Annotated in this window: 22 protein-coding genes; 13 read left to right on the forward strand and 9 right to left on the reverse strand. The window is 66.6% G+C overall.

Translation table 11 applies throughout. The annotated features are described in order from the left end of the window. The first annotated feature begins 2 nt into the window (after positions 1-2). The 11 genes from rpmA (at position 3) to L5876_RS10080 (ending at position 9,139) form a co-directional block, all read left to right on the forward strand. Entirely contained in the window at positions 3-269 is a 267-nt protein-coding gene (gene rpmA, locus L5876_RS10030; protein ID WP_236956205.1) for a 50S ribosomal protein L27, read from the forward strand. 111 nt (positions 270-380) lie between these two features. Further along, entirely contained in the window at positions 381-923 is a 543-nt protein-coding gene (locus L5876_RS10035) for a GNAT family N-acetyltransferase (protein ID WP_236956206.1), read from the forward strand. Between the two features lie 84 nt (positions 924-1,007). Continuing rightward, positions 1,008-2,060, forward strand: coding sequence for a GTPase ObgE (gene obgE, locus L5876_RS10040; protein ID WP_236956207.1), 1,053 nt, complete (start codon positions 1,008-1,010; stop codon positions 2,058-2,060). After that, the gene (locus L5876_RS10045) at positions 2,060-2,707 is read left to right on the forward strand and encodes a nicotinate-nucleotide adenylyltransferase (RefSeq protein WP_236956209.1); all 648 of its coding nucleotides are present in this window, start codon (positions 2,060-2,062) and stop codon (positions 2,705-2,707) included. The genes obgE and L5876_RS10045 overlap by 1 nt, the downstream gene beginning before the upstream one ends. Positions 2,708-2,747: 40 nt before the next feature. Further along, positions 2,748-3,749 carry an L-histidine N(alpha)-methyltransferase gene (gene egtD, locus L5876_RS10050; protein ID WP_236956211.1) on the forward strand — a complete coding sequence of 334 codons (1,002 nt, stop codon included), beginning with the start codon at positions 2,748-2,750 and terminating at the stop codon, positions 3,747-3,749. 46 nt (positions 3,750-3,795) lie between these two features. Further along, the gene (rsfS, locus tag L5876_RS10055) at positions 3,796-4,203 is read left to right on the forward strand and encodes a ribosome silencing factor (RefSeq protein ID WP_336886692.1); all 408 of its coding nucleotides are present in this window, start codon (positions 3,796-3,798) and stop codon (positions 4,201-4,203) included. 9 nt (positions 4,204-4,212) lie between these two features. Next, positions 4,213-4,683: a 23S rRNA (pseudouridine(1915)-N(3))-methyltransferase RlmH gene (gene rlmH, locus L5876_RS10060; RefSeq protein WP_236956212.1), complete on the forward strand. Its 471-nt coding sequence runs from the start codon at positions 4,213-4,215 to the stop codon at positions 4,681-4,683. 36 nt (positions 4,684-4,719) lie between these two features. Further along, positions 4,720-5,949, forward strand: coding sequence for a murein hydrolase activator EnvC (locus L5876_RS10065; RefSeq protein WP_236956213.1), 1,230 nt, complete (start codon positions 4,720-4,722; stop codon positions 5,947-5,949). 29 nt (positions 5,950-5,978) lie between these two features. Further along, the gene (locus L5876_RS10070) at positions 5,979-7,283 is read left to right on the forward strand and encodes a S41 family peptidase (protein ID WP_236956214.1); all 1,305 of its coding nucleotides are present in this window, start codon (positions 5,979-5,981) and stop codon (positions 7,281-7,283) included. A 123-nt stretch (positions 7,284-7,406) separates the two neighbouring features. Beyond that, the gene (locus L5876_RS10075) at positions 7,407-8,645 is read left to right on the forward strand and encodes a divergent polysaccharide deacetylase family protein (RefSeq protein ID WP_236956215.1); all 1,239 of its coding nucleotides are present in this window, start codon (positions 7,407-7,409) and stop codon (positions 8,643-8,645) included. Then, positions 8,642-9,139: an RNA pyrophosphohydrolase gene (locus tag L5876_RS10080; RefSeq protein WP_236956216.1), complete on the forward strand. Its 498-nt coding sequence runs from the start codon at positions 8,642-8,644 to the stop codon at positions 9,137-9,139. Before L5876_RS10075 ends, L5876_RS10080 begins: the two co-directional genes overlap by 4 nt. 192 nt (positions 9,140-9,331) lie before the next feature. On the opposite strand, the gene L5876_RS10085 is transcribed toward L5876_RS10080, so the two are convergent. From L5876_RS10085 to L5876_RS10115, 7 genes are all read right to left on the reverse strand, one after another. Continuing rightward, complete coding sequence (locus L5876_RS10085) at positions 9,332-9,583, reverse strand: hypothetical protein (protein WP_236956217.1); 252 nt, start codon at positions 9,581-9,583, stop codon at positions 9,332-9,334. Between the two features lie 71 nt (positions 9,584-9,654). Continuing rightward, positions 9,655-10,059 carry a F0F1 ATP synthase subunit epsilon gene (locus L5876_RS10090; protein WP_236956218.1) on the reverse strand — a complete coding sequence of 135 codons (405 nt, stop codon included), beginning with the start codon at positions 10,057-10,059 and terminating at the stop codon, positions 9,655-9,657. A 69-nt stretch (positions 10,060-10,128) separates the two neighbouring features. Next, positions 10,129-10,977, reverse strand: a complete 849-nt coding sequence (locus tag L5876_RS10095; RefSeq protein WP_236956219.1) for a hypothetical protein — start codon at positions 10,975-10,977, stop codon at positions 10,129-10,131. A gap of 121 nt (positions 10,978-11,098) precedes the next feature. Further along, complete coding sequence (gene atpD, locus L5876_RS10100; protein WP_236956220.1) at positions 11,099-12,541, reverse strand: F0F1 ATP synthase subunit beta; 1,443 nt, start codon at positions 12,539-12,541, stop codon at positions 11,099-11,101. A 28-nt stretch (positions 12,542-12,569) separates the two neighbouring features. Further along, positions 12,570-13,457, reverse strand: a complete 888-nt coding sequence (locus L5876_RS10105; RefSeq protein ID WP_236956221.1) for a F0F1 ATP synthase subunit gamma — start codon at positions 13,455-13,457, stop codon at positions 12,570-12,572. A 25-nt stretch (positions 13,458-13,482) separates the two neighbouring features. Next, the gene (atpA, locus tag L5876_RS10110) at positions 13,483-15,015 is read right to left on the reverse strand and encodes a F0F1 ATP synthase subunit alpha (protein ID WP_236956222.1); all 1,533 of its coding nucleotides are present in this window, start codon (positions 15,013-15,015) and stop codon (positions 13,483-13,485) included. Positions 15,016-15,021: 6 nt separating this feature from the next. Further along, positions 15,022-15,567, reverse strand: coding sequence for a F0F1 ATP synthase subunit delta (locus L5876_RS10115; protein WP_236956223.1), 546 nt, complete (start codon positions 15,565-15,567; stop codon positions 15,022-15,024). A 271-nt stretch (positions 15,568-15,838) separates the two neighbouring features. On the opposite strand from L5876_RS10115, the gene solA reads away from it, so the two are divergent. Continuing rightward, positions 15,839-16,957: an N-methyl-L-tryptophan oxidase gene (solA, locus tag L5876_RS10120; protein WP_236956224.1), complete on the forward strand. Its 1,119-nt coding sequence runs from the start codon at positions 15,839-15,841 to the stop codon at positions 16,955-16,957. Here solA and L5876_RS10125 read toward each other — a convergent pair. Both L5876_RS10125 and L5876_RS10130 read right to left on the reverse strand, forming a co-directional pair. Continuing rightward, a complete protein-coding gene (locus L5876_RS10125; protein WP_236956226.1) occupies positions 16,928-17,674 on the reverse strand; it encodes a TerC family protein in 747 nt (248 codons plus the stop codon). The genes solA and L5876_RS10125 overlap by 30 nt on opposite strands. A 25-nt stretch (positions 17,675-17,699) precedes the next feature. Beyond that, positions 17,700-19,865: a primosomal protein N' gene (locus L5876_RS10130; RefSeq protein ID WP_272906948.1), complete on the reverse strand. Its 2,166-nt coding sequence runs from the start codon at positions 19,863-19,865 to the stop codon at positions 17,700-17,702. A 155-nt stretch (positions 19,866-20,020) separates the two neighbouring features. On the opposite strand from L5876_RS10130, the gene L5876_RS10135 reads away from it, so the two are divergent. Beyond that, positions 20,021-20,704, forward strand: a complete 684-nt coding sequence (locus L5876_RS10135) for a DUF484 family protein (protein WP_236956228.1) — start codon at positions 20,021-20,023, stop codon at positions 20,702-20,704. Positions 20,705-20,707 lie beyond the last annotated feature (3 nt).

The raw sequence follows: 20,707 nt of genomic DNA on the forward strand, positions 1-20,707 counted from the left end.
CCATGGCTCACAAAAAAGCAGGCGGCTCGTCGCGTAACGGCCGCGACTCGGAAGGCCGGCGCCTGGGCGTCAAGAAGTTCGGTGGCGAGCACGTCATTCCGGGCAACATCATCGTTCGCCAGCGCGGCACCAAGTTCAACCCGGGCGACAATGTCGGCATGGGCAAGGACCACACCCTGTTCGCGCTCGTGGAAGGCCATGTCGCCTTCTCGAAAAAGGCGGGCGGCAAGGCTTTCGTCGCCATTCTTCCGGCTGACGAAAAGAAATAGGCTGTCCGCGATACGGGCAGCTCCAAAGGGGGCGGCCCGGTAGCAGGAAAGCGAAGGGGAGACGGGACGCCCGCCTCCCCTTTTTCTTTCCCCGTCCCTGGCGAGGCGGACATGACGACGGCCACAACACACGGGCACACGCCCATCGAAACCGACCGGCTGGTCCTGCGGCAGTTGACGCAGGACGATTCCGCATTCCTGGCAGAGACGGCGTCGAAGCCGGAAATCTGCCGGATGATTGCGCGCGTCCCGAAGCGCTTCCCCGTGCTGGCCGCGGAAATCTTCGTGACGCGGACCCGTCTTGGCGAACGGTCCGGGCGCTGCCTCGTCCGGCTGATCACGTCGCGCGAGACCGGCGTTCGACTTGGCATCATCGGCCTCGACGCTGCGGGCGGCGGCGTATTCGACCTCGGCTACTGGATGGCGCCGTCCGCCTGGGGGCGGGGCTATGTCACGGAAGCCGCGCGAGCGATGATCGCGGCTGCCCGGACGCGGGGCATTGCGCGCCTCACGGCGGGCAATTTCCTCGACAATCCGGCCTCGGCGCGCGTGCTCGACAAGCTCGGCTTCACACCGACCGGGGAAACGCTCGACCTGTTCAGCTTCGGCCGGATGGCGAAAGCCCCCTGCCGGCGGGTGGCGATGGCGCTTTGACCTTGCCGCCGCGACTTATGCTCACCACTGTCAAAATCCCGTCAAACGTCTATAGAGCGTTTTGAAACAGAACTGGCCGGCCCAATGAAATTCCTCGATCAGGCGAAAATCTACATCCGCTCGGGCAATGGCGGGGCGGGCTCCGTCTCTTTCCGGCGCGAGAAATACGTCGAATATGGCGGTCCGAATGGCGGCGATGGCGGCAAGGGCGGCGATGTCTGGGTGGAGTCGGTCGAGAACCTCAACACGCTGATCGACTACCGCTACCAGCAGCATTTCAAGGCCAAGACTGGCGGGCATGGCGAAGGCTCGAACAGAACCGGCAAGGACGGCGACGACATCACGCTGAAAGTCCCGGTCGGCACCCAGATCCTCGACGAGGACAATGAGGAGGTCCTCGCCGACCTCGACAAGCCGGGCATGCGCATCCTCCTCATGGAGGGCGGCCGCGGCGGCAAGGGCAATGCCCACTTCAAGTCCTCGACCAACCAGGCCCCGCGCTATTCTCAGCCCGGCGAGCCGGGTCAGGAACGGTGGATCTGGTTGCGGCTGAAGCTGATCGCTGACGCCGGCCTCGTCGGCCTGCCCAATGCCGGCAAGTCGACCTTCCTCGCCGCCGCCTCGAAGGCCAATCCGAAGATCGCCGCCTACCCCTTCACCACGCTGCACCCCAATCTCGGCGTCGTGGATCTGGCCTCGGACGCACGCTTTGTCCTCGCCGACATTCCCGGCCTGATCGAGGGCGCGCATGAGGGCGCGGGGATCGGCGACCGCTTCCTTGGACATATCGAACGCACCGCCGTCCTGCTGCATCTGATCGACGCGGGACAGGAAGACGTCGCCGAGGCCTACCGCATCGTCCGGGGTGAGCTGGAGGCCTATGGCCAAGGCATCGAGGACAAGGCCGAAATCCTTGCCCTGTCGAAGATCGACACGGTCGATCAGGAAACGCTGGAGGCCGCCTCCGACGCGCTGGAAGAGATCAGTGGCCGCAAGCCGATGCGGCTCTCGGCCGCGACCCATACGGGCGTGCGTGAAGCCCTCTTCGCAGTGTGGGATGCGATCCGCCGTGATCGCGGCGAACTGGTCGGCGAGGACGACGAGTTCGACGCCGGGGACGACGACTGGACCCCCTGATGCGGCGCTCCGCCCCCGTCCGCTTCGGCGTGCTGACGCGCCGCGGCCGCTCCGCGCCGCCCCTGCATGGCGAGGCGCTTGCGCCGGGCCTGCGGGTCGGCCTGTTCGGGGGCAGTTTCGACCCGCCGCACGAGGGGCACCTCCATGCCGCCCGCGTCGCCAAGCGCCGTCTCGGCCTCGACCGGGTGTGGTGGCTCGTCTCGCCGCAGAACCCGCTGAAGAACCGGACGGCCGGTGACTTCCTGCGCCGCTTCGAAGGCGTCAGATCGCTCGCGCGCGATCCCGGCATGGTGGTGACGGATATCGAAGTGCGGCTCGGTGCCCGCCTCACAGCCGACGTCATCGAAGCGCTGGTGAGACGTTATCCGCAGGTGGATTTCGTCTGGATCATGGGCGCGGACAATCTCAAATCCTTCCACCGCTGGACCCGCTGGCGCGACATTCTGCGAACCGTCCCTGTCGCCGTCGTTGCCCGCCCGCAAGACCCGATCCGCGCCCGCCTGTCACTGACCGCACGGGCTTTTTCGTACGCAAGGTGCAACGACAATCGCGCCGGCGCGTTGATGGCGCGGGGCGCGCCGGGGTGGACCTATCTCGTCGAGCCTCTACATAAGGAGTCATCGTCTCGCCTGCGCGGCGAGGCCTGACCGCCCTTCTGGCCGCAGCCTCCGCCTGAACGAGACTTTGATGACCGATACAGCGACGGCGATCACGCCGGACGATCCGCTCGATTTCTTTGTCGATCTTCACCCGCCGGTGGCGGACTTCCGCAGCGATGTCCTCAACGGGCTGAAGGCGCGGCCTCGCACCATCCCGCCGAAATACTTCTACGACGCGGACGGCTCTGCCCTGTTCGACGCGATCACGGCGACGCCGGAATACTATGTCACCCGAACCGAGCTCTCGATCCTCGAACGGATCGCGCCGGACATCGCGGAGCGGGCCGGACAGGGCGCGATCGTGATCGAACCGGGTTCCGGCTCGTCGGTGAAGATCTCGACCCTTCTGCGCGCGCTGGACCGGCCGAAGGCCTATATCGGCTCCGACATTTCGAAAGAGCACCTGATCGCGGCCTGCCGTGATCTCGCCGCCGACCATCCCGGCCTGTTCGTGGGTGCAGTCTGCGCCGATTTCACCGCGCCGCTCGACCTGTCCGAACTCGATATTCCGGAGGGCCGCCGCCTCGTCTTCTTCCCCGGCTCGACGATCGGCAATTTCGAACCCGCCCAGGCGGTTCAGGTGCTGAAGAATATCCGCTCCTGGCTCCGCCCCGGCGATGCCCTGCTGCTCGGCGCCGACCGGATCAAGGACCCCGCCATCCTGAAGGCCGCCTATGACGACGCCGAGGGCGTCACCGCAGCCTTCAACCTCAATCTTCTGAAGCGCATCGCGCGCGAACTGGGCAGCGACGTCGATCCGGCGGATTTCAGCCACCGTGCCATCTGGAATGACGACAGGGCGCGGATCGAAATGCACCTCGAGGCGAAGCGCGATGTCGCCTTCACCGTAGCGGGCGAGCGGTTCGAGATACCTGAGGGCGAAACCATCCACACCGAAAACTCCCACAAATTCAGCATCGAAAGCTTCTCTGACCTCGCGCGGAAGGCCAGCCTCAGCGTTCGCGACACCTGGTCCGACCCCGCTGAACACTTCACGCTCTACTGGCTCGAACGCGGCAGCGAAGCGTGATAGACTTGGCTTTGCCCATGGCGACAGAGGAGTCGGTACGCTGAGCATGGAACAGAGCCGCCGGAACGAGGGTGAAGAGAACGCCCCCGTGAAAGTCACCGGTGATGCGGAATCGAGCGAAGCGCTGGAAGCGCTCGTTCTGGACGTCTTGGACGGCGACAAGGCCGAGGACATCATTGCCATCGATCTGCGTGGAAAATCGTCCGTAACCGATGCGATGGTGATCGCGTCGGGCCGTTCGGCGCGCCATGTCGGCGCTGTCGCCGACCATTTGATGACGGCGCTCAAGGAATCCGGACGCAGCCCCCGCGTCGAGGGCCTGCCGGCCTGCGACTGGGTGCTGATCGATGCCGGCGACGTGGTCGTCCACCTTTTCCGGCCGGAAGTCCGCACTTTCTACAATCTCGAAAAGCTCTGGTCGGTCGAGCCCGAGCCCGCCAAGTCCAAGCACTAGGCGGCCGGTTTGCGCCTGACCATCACGGCGGTCAGCCGGGTTCGGTCCGGCCCCGAGCGCGAACTCGTCGACGATTACCTGTCCCGCGCCACGGCGGCAGGCCGCGCCATCGGCCTCGGACCGGCCAGTGAGACCGAGATCGACAACCGGTCGCTGACCGACCGCACTGCGGAATCGAAGGCCCTCGCCGACGCCATTCCCGCCGGAGCGAAATGCGTCTTCCTGGACGAGCGCGGCAAGGATTTGTCCGCGCGCGACTTCGCCGCGAAGATCGGCGGCTGGCGCGACGAAGGCGTGCGCGAAACCGTCTTCCTGATCGGCGGCGCGGACGGGCTCGACCGCAGCGTCCTGCCCCAACCCGATCTCGTTCTCGCCTATGGCAAGACGGTCTGGCCGCACAAGCTGGTCCGCGTCATGCTGGCCGAACAGCTCTATCGCGGCGTCTCGATTCTTGCAGGAATGCCATATCACCGTGATTAAGCGTTAATCCGCACGCCATTAGGCTCCCGTTCCAAGATGACGCCCCTCGCAGCCCTCTTCCTGTTTCTCCAGCCCGTGCCGGAAGAAACACCGCCGCCCGATCCCGCCGAGATCGAGCGGCTGGAAGCCGAGCGCGAGGCGGCCGAGGCGGCGGCCGCGACAGCGCGGGCCGAGGCCGAAGCCGTGGCGCGGGAAATCGCCGAACTGCAACAGCGTCTCGTCGAGGCCGGCCGCCGCGCCGACGCCAGCGAGCGGGCCGCTCTGGCCGCGCAATCGCGCATCGGCGAACTGTCGGAAGAAGAGTCGGCCATCCTCGCCAATCTCGCTGCGAACCGGGAAACCACGGCGGAAATCCTCGCCGCGCTGCAGCGCATCGAACGCGGCACCCCGCCCGCGCTGGCCGCGGCCCCGGAGGACGCGCTTCAGGCCGCCCGGGCCGCCGGACTGTTTTCGCAGATTGCGCCTGCTCTGCGCGACCGGGCAGAAAACCTGATGCTGGAGCTCGACCGGCTGCGCGGCGTCCGCCGGGAAACCGCGACCGAGCAGGGTCGCTTGAGCGAAGCCGAGGACGCCCTCGAAGTCCAGCGCCGCGAGATCGAGCAATTGATCGCCCAGCGCCGCGAGGTCGAGGCGCGCTTCCTGTCCGAGGCCGAGACACAGACCGCTGCAGCCGAGGCCGCCGGACGCGAGGCGCAGTCGATCCGTGACCTGTTGTCCCGCCTCGCCGCGATGCGCGACGTGATGCCGCGGCTGAGCCCGCGCCGCCTGATCGAGACCGATGACGGCGCGCCCCTCCCGGCCCTAAGACCCAGCGAAACGCTGGTCGCGGCCATGGCGCCCGACCAGCCGCTGGAAACGCTTCGTTTTGCCGATGCCCGCGGACGTCTGCGCCCGCCTGCCGCGGGGGACATCCGCCGCCGCTTCGGTGCGCCGGACGACACCGGCGATGCATCGGAAGGCATTCTGATCCGCACGCGCGGCCGCGCGCAGGTCGTGGCCCCCTTCGATGCGACGGTGGAATTCGCCGGCCCGTTCGGCGGTTATCACGGTCTATTGATACTGAATGTCGGTGATGACTACTATATCGTGCTCGCGGGGCTTTCGGCGCTCTATACCGAAGCGGGACGAAGCGTTCTCGCCGGTGAACCGGTCGGTACCATGCCCGACCAGGACGAACCGGCACCGGATTTGTATGTAGAGATCCGGCGAAATGGTGAAGCGATCGATCCGCAGCCCTGGCTGCGCCCGGTTTCGGGCACTGGCTGAGACCGCGAAACAACAGGAAGGCCTGTGACATGCGTCTGAATTTCATCTCCGCGGCTTTTGCCTTTGCGCTCGGCGCAGCGGCCATCGCCGTTTCCGCTGAAGGCTTCGACAATTCGCGGACGGATACCTTCCGTCAGCTCGAATTGTTCGGCGACGTGCTCAGCCGGGTTGAATCCGACTATGTCACCGAGGTCGACGACGCGGCCCTGATCGAAGCGGCGATCGAAGGGATGCTGGAATCCCTCGACCCGCACTCCTCCTACCTGTCGCCGGACGGCTTCCGCGACATGCAGGTCACCACGCGCGGCGAATATGGCGGCCTCGGCATGGAGGTCACGATCCGCGACGACATGGTCACCGTCATCTCCCCGATGATGGACACGCCGGCCGAGCGCGCCGGGATGGAACCCGGCGATCACATCATCGCGGTTGACGGCGAATCCATTGTCGGCTGGTCGCTGGACGACGCAGTCGCGCTGATGCGCGGCGCGGTCGGCGAACCGGTCTCGATTACCATCCTGCGCGGCGAAGACGATCCGTTCGACGTCACCATCGTGCGCGACACCATTCCGCTGCGCACCGTCGCCTGGCGCGAGGAAGAGGGCTTTGCCTATCTCCGTCTCGCCGGCTTCAACGAACACACGACCGAAACCCTCGTGCGCACGATCGGCGAGATCCGCGAAGCCTATGACGGCGAGATTCCGGGCATCGTCCTCGACATGCGCTACAATCCGGGCGGCCTGCTCGACCAGGCGGTCTCGGTCAGTGATGTCTTCCTTGATGGCGGTGAAGTCGTGTCGACGCGCTATCGCAATCCGCGCGAGAACCAGCGCTACAACGCGCGCCCGGGCGAGATGTTGCGCGACGTGCCGATCGTCGTCCTGATCAATGAAGGTTCGGCCAGCGCGGCGGAAATCGTCGCCGGGGCCCTGCAGGACCGCGAACGCGCCACGCTGGTCGGCATGACCAGCTTCGGCAAGGGCTCGGTCCAGACCATCATCCCGCTGCGCGGCGGCCGTGACGGTGCGCTGCGCCTCACGACGGGCCGCTACTACACCCCGTCGGGCCGCTCCATCCAGGCCACCGGCATCGAGCCGGACTGGCTGATCTCCTCGCGTCGCTTCGATGTCGAAGAGGCCGAAGACGAACAGATGAGTGAAGCGGCACTGCCGAACGCGCTCGAGAACGAGAATGGCGACGAACGTCCCACGATCGATTTCTCGGCCGTCGAGCAGCCGCCCGAAGACTGGGCCGAGGGTGAGGATTACCAGCTGCATCGCGCACTGGAAGTCCTGCGTACGATGACGGGCCGCGAACAGGCCTCGCTCAACTGATCGAAGCAGGCCGGAAAGCCTGTCCGATTAACCCTTTCTTTCCCGCGACGCTTCAGCGTCCGGCATGAGCGGAGAACCGGCGATTCGGGCCGGTCTTCCGTCATGACCGGACACTGACGCGACATGGCGACCACAACGCGCAAGACAAACGAGCTGGCACCGCTCCGCGCCCCGCTGATCGCGGGTGGCGGAACCGCCCTGCTGTTTGCCGCCGGGGTCGGCCTGATTGCACTCTTCGGCGACCCGGCCGGCCGGCCGCCGCTGGCGCGCGGCGAACTCGGCGCCTTGCCGCAGCCGGAATTGCGCGCCGGGATCGAACACGCCCCCGAGGACGCGCATGCCCAGCCTGTCCGCTTCGCGGGCGAGGACACCACCGGGCATGATGACGGCCACGAGGACGAAGTCTCGCTTGCCGGGGTCAATGACGGCTTCGACCCGCCGCAGCCCGCCCATGGCTCCGACCCGGCAGACGCCGAGGCACGCAACGCCGCCGTGGCCAATCCCTACGCCCTGACGCCCGCCCCGATCTCTGGCCTGACCGAGGACGGCCCGTCCGGCCCCCTCCCCGTCATCGGCCCGGACGGCCAACGCCCCGACAGCGCCTATGCGCGCCCCTTCCATGCCGACCCGGAAGCCCCGATCATCGCCGTCATCATCGGCGGCATGGGCCTCAACCGCGCCGTGACCGAGGAAGCGATCGACACGCTGCCGCCGGAAGTCTCGCTCAGCTTCGCGCCCTATTCCCGCGACCTTCAGACCTGGGTCGAACGCGCCCGCGCCGCCGGACACGAAGTGCTCATCGAAATGCCGATGGAGCCCTACGACTATCCGAACAACGACCCCGGTCCCCACACCCTGCTGGCCGACGCGTCCGAGACCGAGAATGCCCGCCGCCTCGCCTGGGTGATGAGCCAGACCACCGGTTATTTCGCGGTGATGAATTATCTCGGCGCGCGCTTCTCCACCGCCGGTTCGCCCTTCGAGTCGACGCTGCGCCGGATCGAGGATCGCGGCGTTGCCTTCATTCATGACGGCAATGGCCGCCGCGCCGCCATCGAGACCGCCGGACACAATGCCGGCGCCCGCTTCACCATCGCCGACCGCATTCTCGACGAAGACCCCTCACCGCGCTCGATCGACGACCGCCTGCTGACGCTCGAAGCGCTGGCGCTGCAGAACGGCGCTTCGCTCGGCGCAGGCTTTGCCTATCCCGCCACCGTCGAACAGGTCGCCGACTGGGCCCGCTCGCTCGAGACGCGTGGCTATGTCCTCGCTCCGGCCTCGGCCGTTCTGGCCCGCCGCAATGAGCAGGACGGCGGGGAAGCCGCCACCCATACCGCCGATGCGGGCGGGCAGCATTGACCGGGCAGCCGGACCTGTCCCGCTACCGCCCCAATGCCGGGGCCGTCCTGTTCAACGCCGAGGGTAAGGTCTGGATCGGCCGCCGCGCCGATACGCCCCCGCCCTGGCAGTGGCAATTCCCGCAGGGCGGCATCGATCGCGGCGAAACGCCCGAAGCCGCCGGCCTGCGCGAGCTTTACGAAGAGACGGGTATCCCCGCGGACAAGGCCGAGCCGCTCGGCACGATCACAGACTGGCTGACCTATGACTTCCCGCCGGAAATCCGCGACCACCACAGGCACGCCAGCCGCGGCCATCTCGGCCAGAAGCAGCGCTGGTTCGCCTACCGCTTTCTGGGGTCGGATTCAGACGTCGACCTGGAATGCCATGGCGAGGTCGAGTTCGACGCCTGGCGCTGGGAAGACCTCGCCGCCGTCCCGCCCCTGATCATCCCGTGGAAACGCCACGTCTATGACGTGGTGGCCCGGGAGTTCGCGCAGTTCTCAAAACCCTGATCTTCCCCGGGATCCCTGCGAAGGCAGGGATCCAGTCTGGACTCGTGTCCGCTCCGGAATCTCGCTGACGCTCCCCGGTTTCGCGTCAGCGAAGACCGGGGTCCGCCGTTTTCGCAAATTCTGGATCCCGGATCGCCCTGACGGGCGTCCGGGAAACGTCGGCTAGGTCGGTTTCGGTAGGGAGAGAAGGAACTAACCCCGCCGTGCCCGCAGCGCCCGCACGAGACCTATGATCGAGATCAGAAGCCAGAAGCCCTCGATCGCGATCGAGGCCGGGTTCGGCCGGTAGATCAGCGAGTAGAGCAGGAGGATCGCCCCCAGACCGTTGATCGCGGGATGGCGCCAGTCCGTGCGTTCCACGCCGGCCGTCTGCTGCCAGAAATAACAGACGAGGATCATGGCGACGCCGACGAAGCCGACAAGATCAGGGAAGGTGAAGGTCATGGGGGCACCTGAAAAGCAAACCGGCGGACCGCATCGCGATCCGCCGGCCAGACTGTAGCATTTGAATTGGCCTACGCCGCCCGGGCCGCGTCGCGCAGGGCTTCGAGGCGGGCGAGCGCCGCTTCGGCGTGCTCGCGCTCATGGTCTTCCTTGGCCGCGGAGATGTCTTCGCGGGCATTCTGGATTTCGGCGTCGAGGCCCGAAGCGTCGAAGGTCGCGAGATCGATGGCTTCCTCGGCCAGAACCGACAGACCGTCCGGCGTCACTTCGGCGAAACCGCCGCGGATGAAGGTGCGCGTCACCTGCCCGCCGTCATGCACCGCGATGGCGCCCATGCGGATCGCGCTCATCAGCGGGGCGTGGCCGGGAAGGACGCCGAATTCGCCTTCTTCGCCGGGCACGACGACCATGTCGACTTCGCCTTCGAACAGGCGCTGTTCCGGGGAAACGAGATCGAAATGAAGCTTGTCGGCCATTGTCCTGCCTTTCGTGTCGGGCCGCTCTCTAGCAGGTGATTGCGGCTTTGTGAAACCCTCAAGTGCAAGTCAGTCCTGCGCCGCCTCGATGCAGGCATTGACCGGCCCGATGAGGCCGGACAGCAGCGCGTTCATCGACCCCGCGCCATTGCTCTCGATCGTCACCGTCACGTCCATGTCGGGGTAGAAGCCGACCGGAATGGTCAGCGTCTGACTGTCCCCCGAGGGCGGGGCCGGCGGCGGAGGCGGCGGTGCGCCCGGCGGCGGACCATAGGGCGAAAGCGGCAGCGAGATGGCGGCGAGCGACTCGATCCCGTCGCGCACGCCGGGGCATTCGTCCTCGCGGACCGCACGGGTCTGGATCATGGCGTCGAGCCGGGCGTGGACTTGCGATTCCAGGCCGAAATCACTGCGGAAACTGTTGTCCACTGCGTCGGGGGCAATGCCCTGTTCGCGCAGCCGGGCCGCAAAGGCTGCTCCGTCGAACGTGTCATAGGCGATGGCGTGGATGTCGTTCGCCTGTGTCGTGAAGCGCGCCGAGCGGTAGCGCCAGAGACAGCCCTCCGCATCGCCATATCCGGCATTGACCGGACAGACCTCCTCGAAGGCGAACAGCGTGCCGTGGGGTATCCACCAGCTGATCGCTTCATAGCTCGGCCCTTCCAGATCCGTGCGCCAGGCCTCCGGATCATCGCTGTAGCCGGGCAGGCGCAGCGCATCGAACGCCGCCTGACGGCGCGTCGCCGTCTCGCCGCGCACCCAGTAGAGATAGGCATACCAGAGCCGATCCGTGGAATAGCCGTCATAGCTTTCCGGCAGCCCGTCGGGCGGCGGGGGCGGGGGCGGCGGCACGCTGGCGGATGCAGCGGCCGATACGGCCAGAGCCAATGCGCTCGCGGCAAGCAGAATGCGTTTCATGAAATTCCCCTGTCTGGCCATGAAGGCTAGGCATCGGGGAGCAAGGGATCAAACGAAAACACAACGAAAAAGGCCGGCCCCATCGGGACCGGCCTTGAACTTTCGCAGGAGATGCGAGGTCTTAGGCGGCTTCGGCGGCCAGTTCCTCGGCCTTCTTCACCGCGTCCTCGATCGTGCCGACCATGTAGAAGGCCGGTTCCGGCAGGTGGTCGTATTCACCATCGCACAGCGCCTTGAAGCTGCGGACCGTGTCGGCGACCGGCACCTGGATGCCCGGGAAGCCGGTGAAGACCTGCGCCACGTCGAAGGGCTGCGACAGGAAGCGTTCGATCTTCCGGGCGCGCGCCACGATCAGCTTGTCCTCTTCCGACAGCTCGTCCATGCCCAGGATGGCGATGATGTCCTGCAGCGCCTTGTAGCGCTGGAGGATTTCCTGAACGCGGCGGGCGGTCTGGTAGTGTTCCTCGCCGACGATGCGCGGGTCGAGGATCCGCGAGGTCGAGTCGAGCGGGTCCACGGCCGGATAGATGCCCTTTTCCGAGATCGAGCGCGACAGAACCGTCGTGGCGTCGAGGTGGGAGAAGGTCGTGGCCGGGGCCGGGTCGGTCAGGTCGTCGGCCGGCACGTAAACGGCCTGCACCGAGGTGATCGAACCCTTCTTGGTCGAGGTGATGCGCTCCTGCAGCGCGCCCATGTCGGTCGACAGGGTCGGCTGGTAACCCACGGCCGACGGAATACGGCCGAGCAGGGCCGACACTTCGGCGCCCGCCTGGGTGAAGCGGAAGATGTTGTCCACGAAGAACAGCACGTCCTTGCCTTCCTCGTCGCGGAAATACTCCGCCTGGGCGAGGCCGGACAGGGCGACGCGGGCACGCGCGCCCGGCGGCTCGTTCATCTGGCCGAAGACCAGGGCGCAACGCGACCCTTCCGCGGAGCCGTGCTCCTTCGGGTCCTTGTTCACGCCGGACTCGATCATCTCGTGATAGAGGTCGTTGCCTTCGCGGGTCCGCTCGCCGACGCCGGCGAACACGGAATAGCCGCCGAACAGCTTGGCGATGTTGTTGATCAGCTCCTGGATCAGAACCGTCTTGCCCACGCCGGCGCCGCCGAACAGGCCGATCTTGCCGCCCTTCGCATAGGGGCAGAGCAGGTCGATGACCTTGATACCCGTCGGCAGGATTTCCGCTTCCGTGGCCTGCTCGTCGAAGGCCGGGGCCGGACGGTGGATCGGGGCGCGCTGTTCCGCGCCGACATCACCGGCCTCGTCGATCGGGTCGCCGGTCACGTTCAGGATGCGGCCGAGCGTGCCCGGGCCGACCGGAACGGTGATCGGGCTGCCCGTGTCGCGCACCGGGGTGCCGCGCTGCAGGCCTTCGGTCGCGTCCATCGCGATCGTGCGGACCGTGTTCTCGCCGAGGTGCTGGGCCACTTCCAGGACCAGCTTCTGACCGTTGTTCTCGGTCTCGAGCGCGTTCTGGATGTCCGGCAGCTTGCCGGTGAATTCCACGTCGATCACGGCGCCCGTAACCTGAACGATGCGGCCGGTGTGTTGCTGTTTCGCCATCTCGGTCGTTCCTTCTAATCGATCAGCTCTACAGCGCTTCCGCGCCGGAAATGATCTCGGTCAATTCGGTGGTAATCTTGGCCTGGCGCGTGCGGTTGTAGACCAGGTTCAGCTTGTCGATCAGCTCGCCGGCATTGCGCGTGGCGTTGTCCATCGCCGCCATCCGCGCGCCCATCTCGCCCGCTGCGTTCTCCAAGAGCGAGGACAGGATCACGGTGTCGACATAACGCGGCAGCAGCACGTCGAGGATGCTTTCCTCGTCCGGCTCGTATTCGTAGACGGCCCCGCCAAGATCCGGGCGCTCGACATCCTCCGGGATGGCATCCATCGCCGGGATCAGCGTCTGCGCGCGCGGCTTCTGCGAGATCACCGAGACGAATTCGGACGAGATCACTTCGAGCGTGTCGAACGCGCCCTCGGCGAATTGCTCCCGGATCCACTGGCCGATCTGCGCCGCCTTGGGGGCGCCGACATCCTTGCCGCCGCCCAGTTCGAAGCGCTGGACGATCTTGTCGGCATAGAGCCGCTTCAGCGCGTCGAACGACTTCTTGCCGACGGCGACGATCTTCACCGTCTTGCCTTCGCCCTGAAGCTTCACGATGCGCTCGCGCGCCTTGCGGGCGATGTTCGTGTTGAAACCGCCGCACAGGCCACGGTCCGCCGTCATCACCACGAGCATGCGGACATCGTCCTTGCCCGTGCCGACCAGCAGCGGCGACGCGCCCGGCGCGTCCTTCAGCGACGTCGACAGATTCGCCATGACCGCCGCCATGCGCTCCGCATACGGGCGTGCGGCTTCGGCCGCATCCTGTGCGCGGCGCAGCTTCGCGGCTGCCACCATCTGCATCGCCTTGGTGATCTTCTGCGTGGATTTCACGCTGGCGATGCGATTGCGAAGTTCCTTGAGGCTCGCCATTCAGGCTCTCCTGACGCCGTTCGCCTTAACCGAAGTTCGCGGTGAAGGTTTCGAGCACGCTGCGCAGCTTCGCCTCGGTCTCGTCGGACAGCTTCTTCTCTTCGCGGATCGTCTTGAGGAGCTTGGCTTCGTCACCGTGCAGGAGACGCAGAAGCTCTTCCTCGTAGCGGCGGACATCGGCGATATCCAGCTTGTCGAGATAGCCCCGCGTACCGGCATAGATCACGCAGACCTGCTCTTCCATCGACAGCGGCGAGAATTGCGGCTGCTTCAGAAGCTCGGTCAGGCGCGCACCACGATTGAGGAGGCGTTGCGTCGCGGCGTCGAGGTCGGAACCGAACTGCGCGAAGGCCGCCATTTCGCGGTACTGCGCGAGCTCGCCCTTCATCTTGCCGGCGACCGACTTCATCGCCTTCGTCTGGGCGGCAGAGCCCACGCGCGACACCGAGATACCGACGTTCACGGCCGGGCGGATGCCCTGGAAGAACAGGTCGGTTTCCAGGAAGATCTGGCCGTCGGTGATCGAGATCACATTGGTCGGGATATAGGCCGACACGTCATTGGCCTGGGTTTCGATGATCGGCAGCGCCGTCAGCGAACCCGAACCATTGTCGGCATTGAGCTTCGCCGCACGCTCCAAGAGGCGGGAGTGCAGGTAGAAGACGTCGCCCGGATACGCTTCGCGGCCCGGCGGACGGCGGAGCAGCAGGGACATCTGGCGGTAGGCCACGGCCTGCTTCGACAGGTCATCGTAAACGATGAGGGCGTGCATGCCGTTGTCGCGGAACCACTCGCCCATGGCGCAGCCGGTGAAGGGCGCCAGGAACTGCATCGGGGCCGGGTCGGAGGCCGTCGCGGCGACCACGATCGTATAGTCGAGCGCGCCGTTTTCCTCGAGCGTCTTCACGATCTGGGCGACCGTGGAGCGCTTCTGGCCGACGGCGACATAGATGCAGTAGAGCTTCTGGCTCTCGTCGCCGCTCTCGTTGATCTGCTTCTGGTTCAGGATCGTGTCGATGCAGATCGCGGTCTTGCCGGTCTGGCGGTCGCCGATGACCAGCTCGCGCTGGCCGCGGCCGACCGGGATCATCGCGTCGATCGCCTTGATGCCCGTCGCCATCGGCTCGTGCACCGACTGCCGGGGAATGATGCCCGGGGCCTTCACGTCCACGCGGCGGCGTTCGGCGACATCGGTCAGCGGACCCTTGCCGTCGATCGGCTCGCCCAGACCGTCAACCACACGGCCGAGCAGGCCGCGGCCGACGGAGGTGTCGACGATCGAGCCCAGACGCTTGACGGTGTCGCCTTCCTTGATGCCCCGGTCGTCGCCGAAGATCACGCAGCCGACATTGTCGCGCTCGAGGTTGAGGGCCATGCCCTTCACCCCGCCGGGGAATTCGACCAGCTCGCCGGCCTTGACCTCGTCGAGGCCGTAGACGCGGGCGATACCGTCACCGACGGACAGCACGCTGCCGACGTCCGAGACTTTCGCCTCAGCGCCGTAATTCTTGATCTGCTCTTTAAGGATCGCGGAGATTTCCGCGGCGCGGATGTCCATGGCGGTCTAAGCCTCTTTCATCGCTGTACGTAGCCCGTCCAGCTTGGTGCGGAGGGACGAATCGAACATGCGGGAGCCGACCTGAACGATCAGCCCACCCAAAACAGCCGGATCCACATCGGTCCGGATCTCGATATCACGCCCGAGGGCGCGCTTCAGGGACGCCTTGAGGGCATCGATTTCTTTTTGCGTCAGCTTGGCGGCGCTGGTGACATGCGCCTCGCTGACACCGCGTTCGGCGGCGGCCAGCGCAGCGAAACCGCGCGCCAGATCACCGGCCAGTCCGGCGCGGCCATTGCGGGCCATCACGCCGAGCGTGTTCTTGGTCAGGTCGTTGAAGCCGGCCTTGTCGGCGATCGCGGCGAGCGCCGCAGCCTTGCCTTCGCCCTCGTAGAGCGGGCTCGAAAGCGCTTCGCCCAGTTCGGCATTTTCGGTCAGGGCGGCCAGCAGGCCATTGAGATCGGCTTCGACGGCGTCGATGGCCTTGGCGTCTTTCGCCAGCTCGAAAAGGGCGGTCGCATAGCGTTCCGCCGCGCCACCGATTTTTGCCATCTTTCCGCTCATCGAACCCGTGCCGTGCCCGTTATGCCTGATCACGCGTGCGCATGTCTCATTTGGGACCGCGCAAGCGTTTGAAACTTCGGTGATTTTTTCGACGACCCGACCGCCACGAAAACGGCCTTTTCATCAAATCGGCGCCGCTCTAGCACAGGGGGGAGGGGGCGGCAACCTCAACCGGCTGCGGCAATCACGGCCCTCGCGCAAGGCTGACATCACCCTCCGCATACGGCAGCTTCTCCGGCGGGGAGCGGAAGGACTTCGGATGCGTGACGTCATCGTCATCGGGCTCGGCGCAATGGGCAGTGCCGCGGCCTGGCAGTTGGCCCGCCGCGGCGCGGACGTGCTGGGGCTGGAGCAGTTCGCGGAGGGCCACGGCAAGGGCTCGAGCCATGGCCGCACGCGGGTGATCCGCCGCATCTATTCCGAAGGCCCGGTCTACATGCCCCTTCTCTCCCGCGCCTATGCGCTCTGGGACGCGATGGCGGCGGAGAGCGGCGAGACCTTCCTGGTCCGCACCGGCGGGCTCGATATCGCACCCGAAGGCGCACCCTCCCTGACAAACGCCATCGCCTGCGCCGAAGCGGAGGAAATCGCGCACGACGTGCTTGACGCCGATTCGCTGCGTGCCCGCTGGCCGGAGCTTCGCGTGCCGGACGGCTTTGCCGCCGTCCATGCTCCTGATTCGGGCCAGCTCCGCTCCGACGCGGCCAATCGCTGGATGCGGAAGGCCGCCCGGGCCGCGGGCGCCGAATTGCGATTCGACACCCCCGTCCTCGGCTGGCGGCGCACCGGCGATCGCATCGCCGTCGAGACCCCCACAGGGACCGAGACAACGAAACGCCTCGTCATCGCCGCCGGGGCCTGGGCCGGAACGCTGCTGCCGGAGATCGATTCGGCCTTGATCGTGGAACGTCAGGTCGTTGGCTGGTTTGCGCCTTCGACCGGCGTTGACCTTGCCCGCCTCCCCGTCTTTCAGGTCGAGCCGCCGGGCGGCCGCCGTTACTACGTCCTGCCGCCGCTCGACGGATCCGGCACCAAGATCGGCCTCTACGGTCATCGCGGCGAACGCGGGCCGGACATGTGCGAAGGCCGCGCACCCGACGCCGAAGACGAAGCCCTGCTACGCTCGGGGCTGGCGGAATGGCTGCCCGCCGCGAACGGAGGGCTGGAAACGCTTCAGGAATGCCGCTTCACGCGAACGTCGGACGACCGCTTCATCATCGGCAACTGGCCGGAGGACGAGGCCGTCACCCTCCTCTCCCCCTGTTCCGGGCATGGCTACAAATTCGCCCCGGCGATCGGAGAGGCTGCGGCACAGCTGACCCTCGGAGAAACGCCGGCGGTCGACCTGTCACCCTTCGCCGTGACCCGCCTTCGCTAGCCGGTCTTTCGTCCGCGCCCGGCGGTAGAGGATGTTGAACACCTCCACCAGCAGCGAGAAGGCGATGGCGAAGTAGATGTAGCCGCGCGGGATGTGGAAGCCGAGACCGTCTGCGATCAGCGCCACGCCGATCAGGAGGAGGAAGCTCAGCGCCAGCATCTTGGTCGTCGGGTGCTTCTGGATGAATTCGCCGACCGACTTCGCCGCCAGCAGCATCACGCCGATCGCGATGACGACCGCCGTGATCATCACCGGCAGCACATCGGTCATGCCGACGGCGGTGATGATGGAATCGATCGAGAAGACCGCATCGATGACCGCGATCTGCGCCACCGCAGCGGCGAAGGCCATCTGCGCCGCGCCGCTTCGTTCGTGTTCCTCGCCCTCGATATTTTCGTGGATCTCCCACGTCCCCTTGGCCAGCAGGAAAAGGCCTCCGCCGATCAGGATGATGTCGCGCCACGAGAAATCATGGCCGAACAGCGAGAACAGGCTGGCTTCCAGATGTGTCAGCCAGACGAGGCTGAACAGCAGGATGATCCGCATGATCAACGCGAGCGCCAACCCTAATCGCCGCGCGGCCGCTTGCTGGTGCGCCGGCAGCTTGCCCGCGATCACCGCGATGAAGACGACATTGTCGATGCCCAGGACGATTTCGAGGAAGGTCAGGGTGGCGAGCGCCATCCAGATTTCCGGCGAGGTCAGGGCTTCGATCATTCTGGCGGTCTCCGTCAGCGGGGGGTCAGACGAAACTGTAGGGTTCGACGTCGAATGTCACGCGCACGGAGGGCGGCTGCTTCACACGCGCCCGCCACGCGGAGAGATAAGCCGACAGATCGACACTTCGTTCCGCCCGGACGAGCAGACGCCGCCGCCAGCGCCCCCGGATCACGCCATAGCGCGGCTCCGCCGGACCCCAGATCGTGATGCCGTCCGCCATCGGCGCACATCGTGCGACTTCGGCCGCGGCTTTCTCGACGCGGTCCTCCGACTGCGCGGAAATCATCACCGAGGCGAGCCGGCCATAGGGCGGCAGTTGCAACATCTCCCGGGACGCCCGCTCGACATCGAGGAAGGCATCCCGGTCGCCCGCGACCAGCGCGGCGATGGCGTCATGTTCCGGGTCGTGGGTCTGCAGGAGCGCCCGGCCCGGCCTGTCGGCCCGGCCTGCCCGGCCCGCGACCTGCACCAGCGTCTGATAGGTCCGCTCTCCGGCGCGCGGATCACCGCCCGCCAGACCCAGATCGGCATCGACCACGCCGACCAGCGTCAGGTGCGGGAAATTGTGTCCCTTCGCGGCGATCTGCGTACCGACGAGAATGTCGATCTCGCCGCGCTCCATCCGGCCGACCAGCTGGCGGATCGCCTCCGCCCCGCCCGTCATGTCGGAGGAGAAAAGCTCGATTGTCGCGTCCGGGAAGTGCGCCGCGGCTTCCTCCGCGATCCGCTCGACACCCGGCCCCACACTGGTCAGCGAATCCCGCGCGCCGCAATTCGGACAGACGTCGGGCTTCGGCATGGAAAAGCCGGTCAGATGGCAGACCAGCATGCCGGTGAAACGGTGTTCGACCAGCATGGTCTGCGTGTCCGGCGCGGTCATGCGGTGCCCGCAATCCCGGCACAGCACGAGCGGCGCATAGCCCCGCCGGTTGAGGAAGAGCAGGACCTGCTCGCCCGCCGCCAGCGTCTCCTTCATCGCCGCGACCATGGGATCGGACAGCCAGCGCCCGGCGGGCGGGGCATGCTGGCGAAGATCGATCGTCTCGATCTGCGGCAGGACGGCGGTTCCGACCCGGGCCGGCAACGGAACGTGGACATAGCGGCCCGACCGCGCATTCACGAGGCTTTCCAGCGACGGTGTCGCCGAGGCCAGCACCACCGCCGCCCCGTCGATCTTCGCCCGCGCCACGGCGAGGTCCCGCGCCTGATAGATCAGCCCGTCGGACTGCTTGTAGGTCGGGTCATGTTCCTCATCGACGACGGCAAGGCGCAGATTGCGGAAGGGCAGGAAGACGCTCGACCGCGCCCCGATCACAATCCGCGCCCGGCCCTCATTGATCTCGCGCCAGACCCGGCGGCGCTCCTTCGGCGGCAGGCCGGAATGCCAGACCGCCGGCTCGGCGCCGAACCGGTCGGTGAAACGTTTGAGGATGGACTGCGTCAGTGCGATTTCGGGCAGCAGGACCAGGACCTGACCATTGGCGGCGCTCTTCAGCGCCTCGCCGATCGCCTCGAAATACACCTCCGTCTTGCCCGACCCGGTCACCCCGTCGAGGAGGGCGCACTGGAAGCCCCCGGCGCGGACCAGCCGCTTCAGTGTGTCGGCCGCGCCCGCCTGCAATTCCGACAGGTCGAGGCCCGGCCGGTCCGGATCGGGGTCCGGGAAGGGCGGATCCTTCGGCAGGTCGAAGCTTTCGAGCGCCCCGGCGTCGACCAGTCCTTTGATCACGCCGGAACTGACACCCGCCTCGCGGGCGATCTCCGCGGCGGTCGGCGCTTCGAGGGCCTGCATCGCGTCGAGCACCTTTTCCCGCGCCGGGGTCATGCGCGCCGGCGGGCGGCCGGTCAGCCGGTAGACCGTATCGGTCGGCGACGGCATCAGCGAATCCTCGCCGCGTAGGATGGTGCGCAGGACGATGCCCGGCGGCTGGACGAGATAGCGCGCCGCCCAGTCGACGAAGCGCACCGTCGTGTGGCTGAGACCCGCCGCGTCATAGCGCTGCGAGACCGTCTTCAGCGCCCGCTTGCCGTCATCGGATTTGAGGTCCCAGACGACGCCGCGCGCTTCCCGCTTGCCCAGCGGCGCGACGACGTGGTCGCCGATCGACAGATCCATCCCCTCCGGCACCGCATAGTCGAAGGCTTCCGGCAAGGGCAGCGGAAACAGGATCGACGCGCAGACTTTCAGTGTGGGCACAGGGGCGGGGTCCGTTCGGAAGCGACTCGGACTTCAGTGTAGCGAAGCGATCGGACGAGACGAAGTTTCGTCAGCCGCGTTAGGGGAATCCCAACCGGTCCGCGCTAGCCTGCCCTCATAAAAATCGGAAAACCGATGGTGGGAAAATGGAAGCGAACTCGAACGCGCGCGGCATGGCCGCGCCCGGCGGATACGACATGGCAGCCATCCGTCAGGCCCTGATGGACAATCCCGACTGGGTCCGCCACGACCCCGAGCTGATGCAGCGCATCGCCGGGACGGAGGCGGGCGGCAATGTCGTCGATTTCAACGCCGTTGTTCGCGATCGCCTGCTCGCCGAGAACCGCCGCCTGAAAGCCTCCCGCGAATACATGGCGGAAACCGCCCGCGCCAACCTCGCCCTGATGGGCCGGACACAGGTCGCGGCCCTTTCGCTTATGGACTGCGCCGAGCTTGCCGATCTCGACACCATGTGCGTTACCACGCTTCCGGTCTCGCTCGGCGTCGATGCCGTCACTGTCCTGACCGAGGGCGTGACCCCGCTCGCCGGTTCGCTGGCCATTCGCCCGGCGGCGCCAGGCTTTGGCGACCAGCTGCTGGGCGACGACAATGACTATACCGGCCCGGTCAGCGGCCCGACCGCCCAGGCCGTGTTCGGCAAGCCCATGGGATCGCAAGCCCTCGCCCGCCTCGATTTCGAGGGCGTGGCCGGCCTCCTGGCCCTTGGCAGCCGCGATGAAGACATGTTCGAACCGGGCCAGGGCACGGAATTCCTGAGCTTCCTGGCGCGTGCGATGGAAAGGCGGATCACCCCCTGGCTGAGGGACTGACCA

It is taken from the genome of Hyphobacterium sp. SN044, from assembly GCF_021864465.1.
Classification (GTDB): domain Bacteria; phylum Pseudomonadota; class Alphaproteobacteria; order Caulobacterales; family Maricaulaceae; genus Hyphobacterium.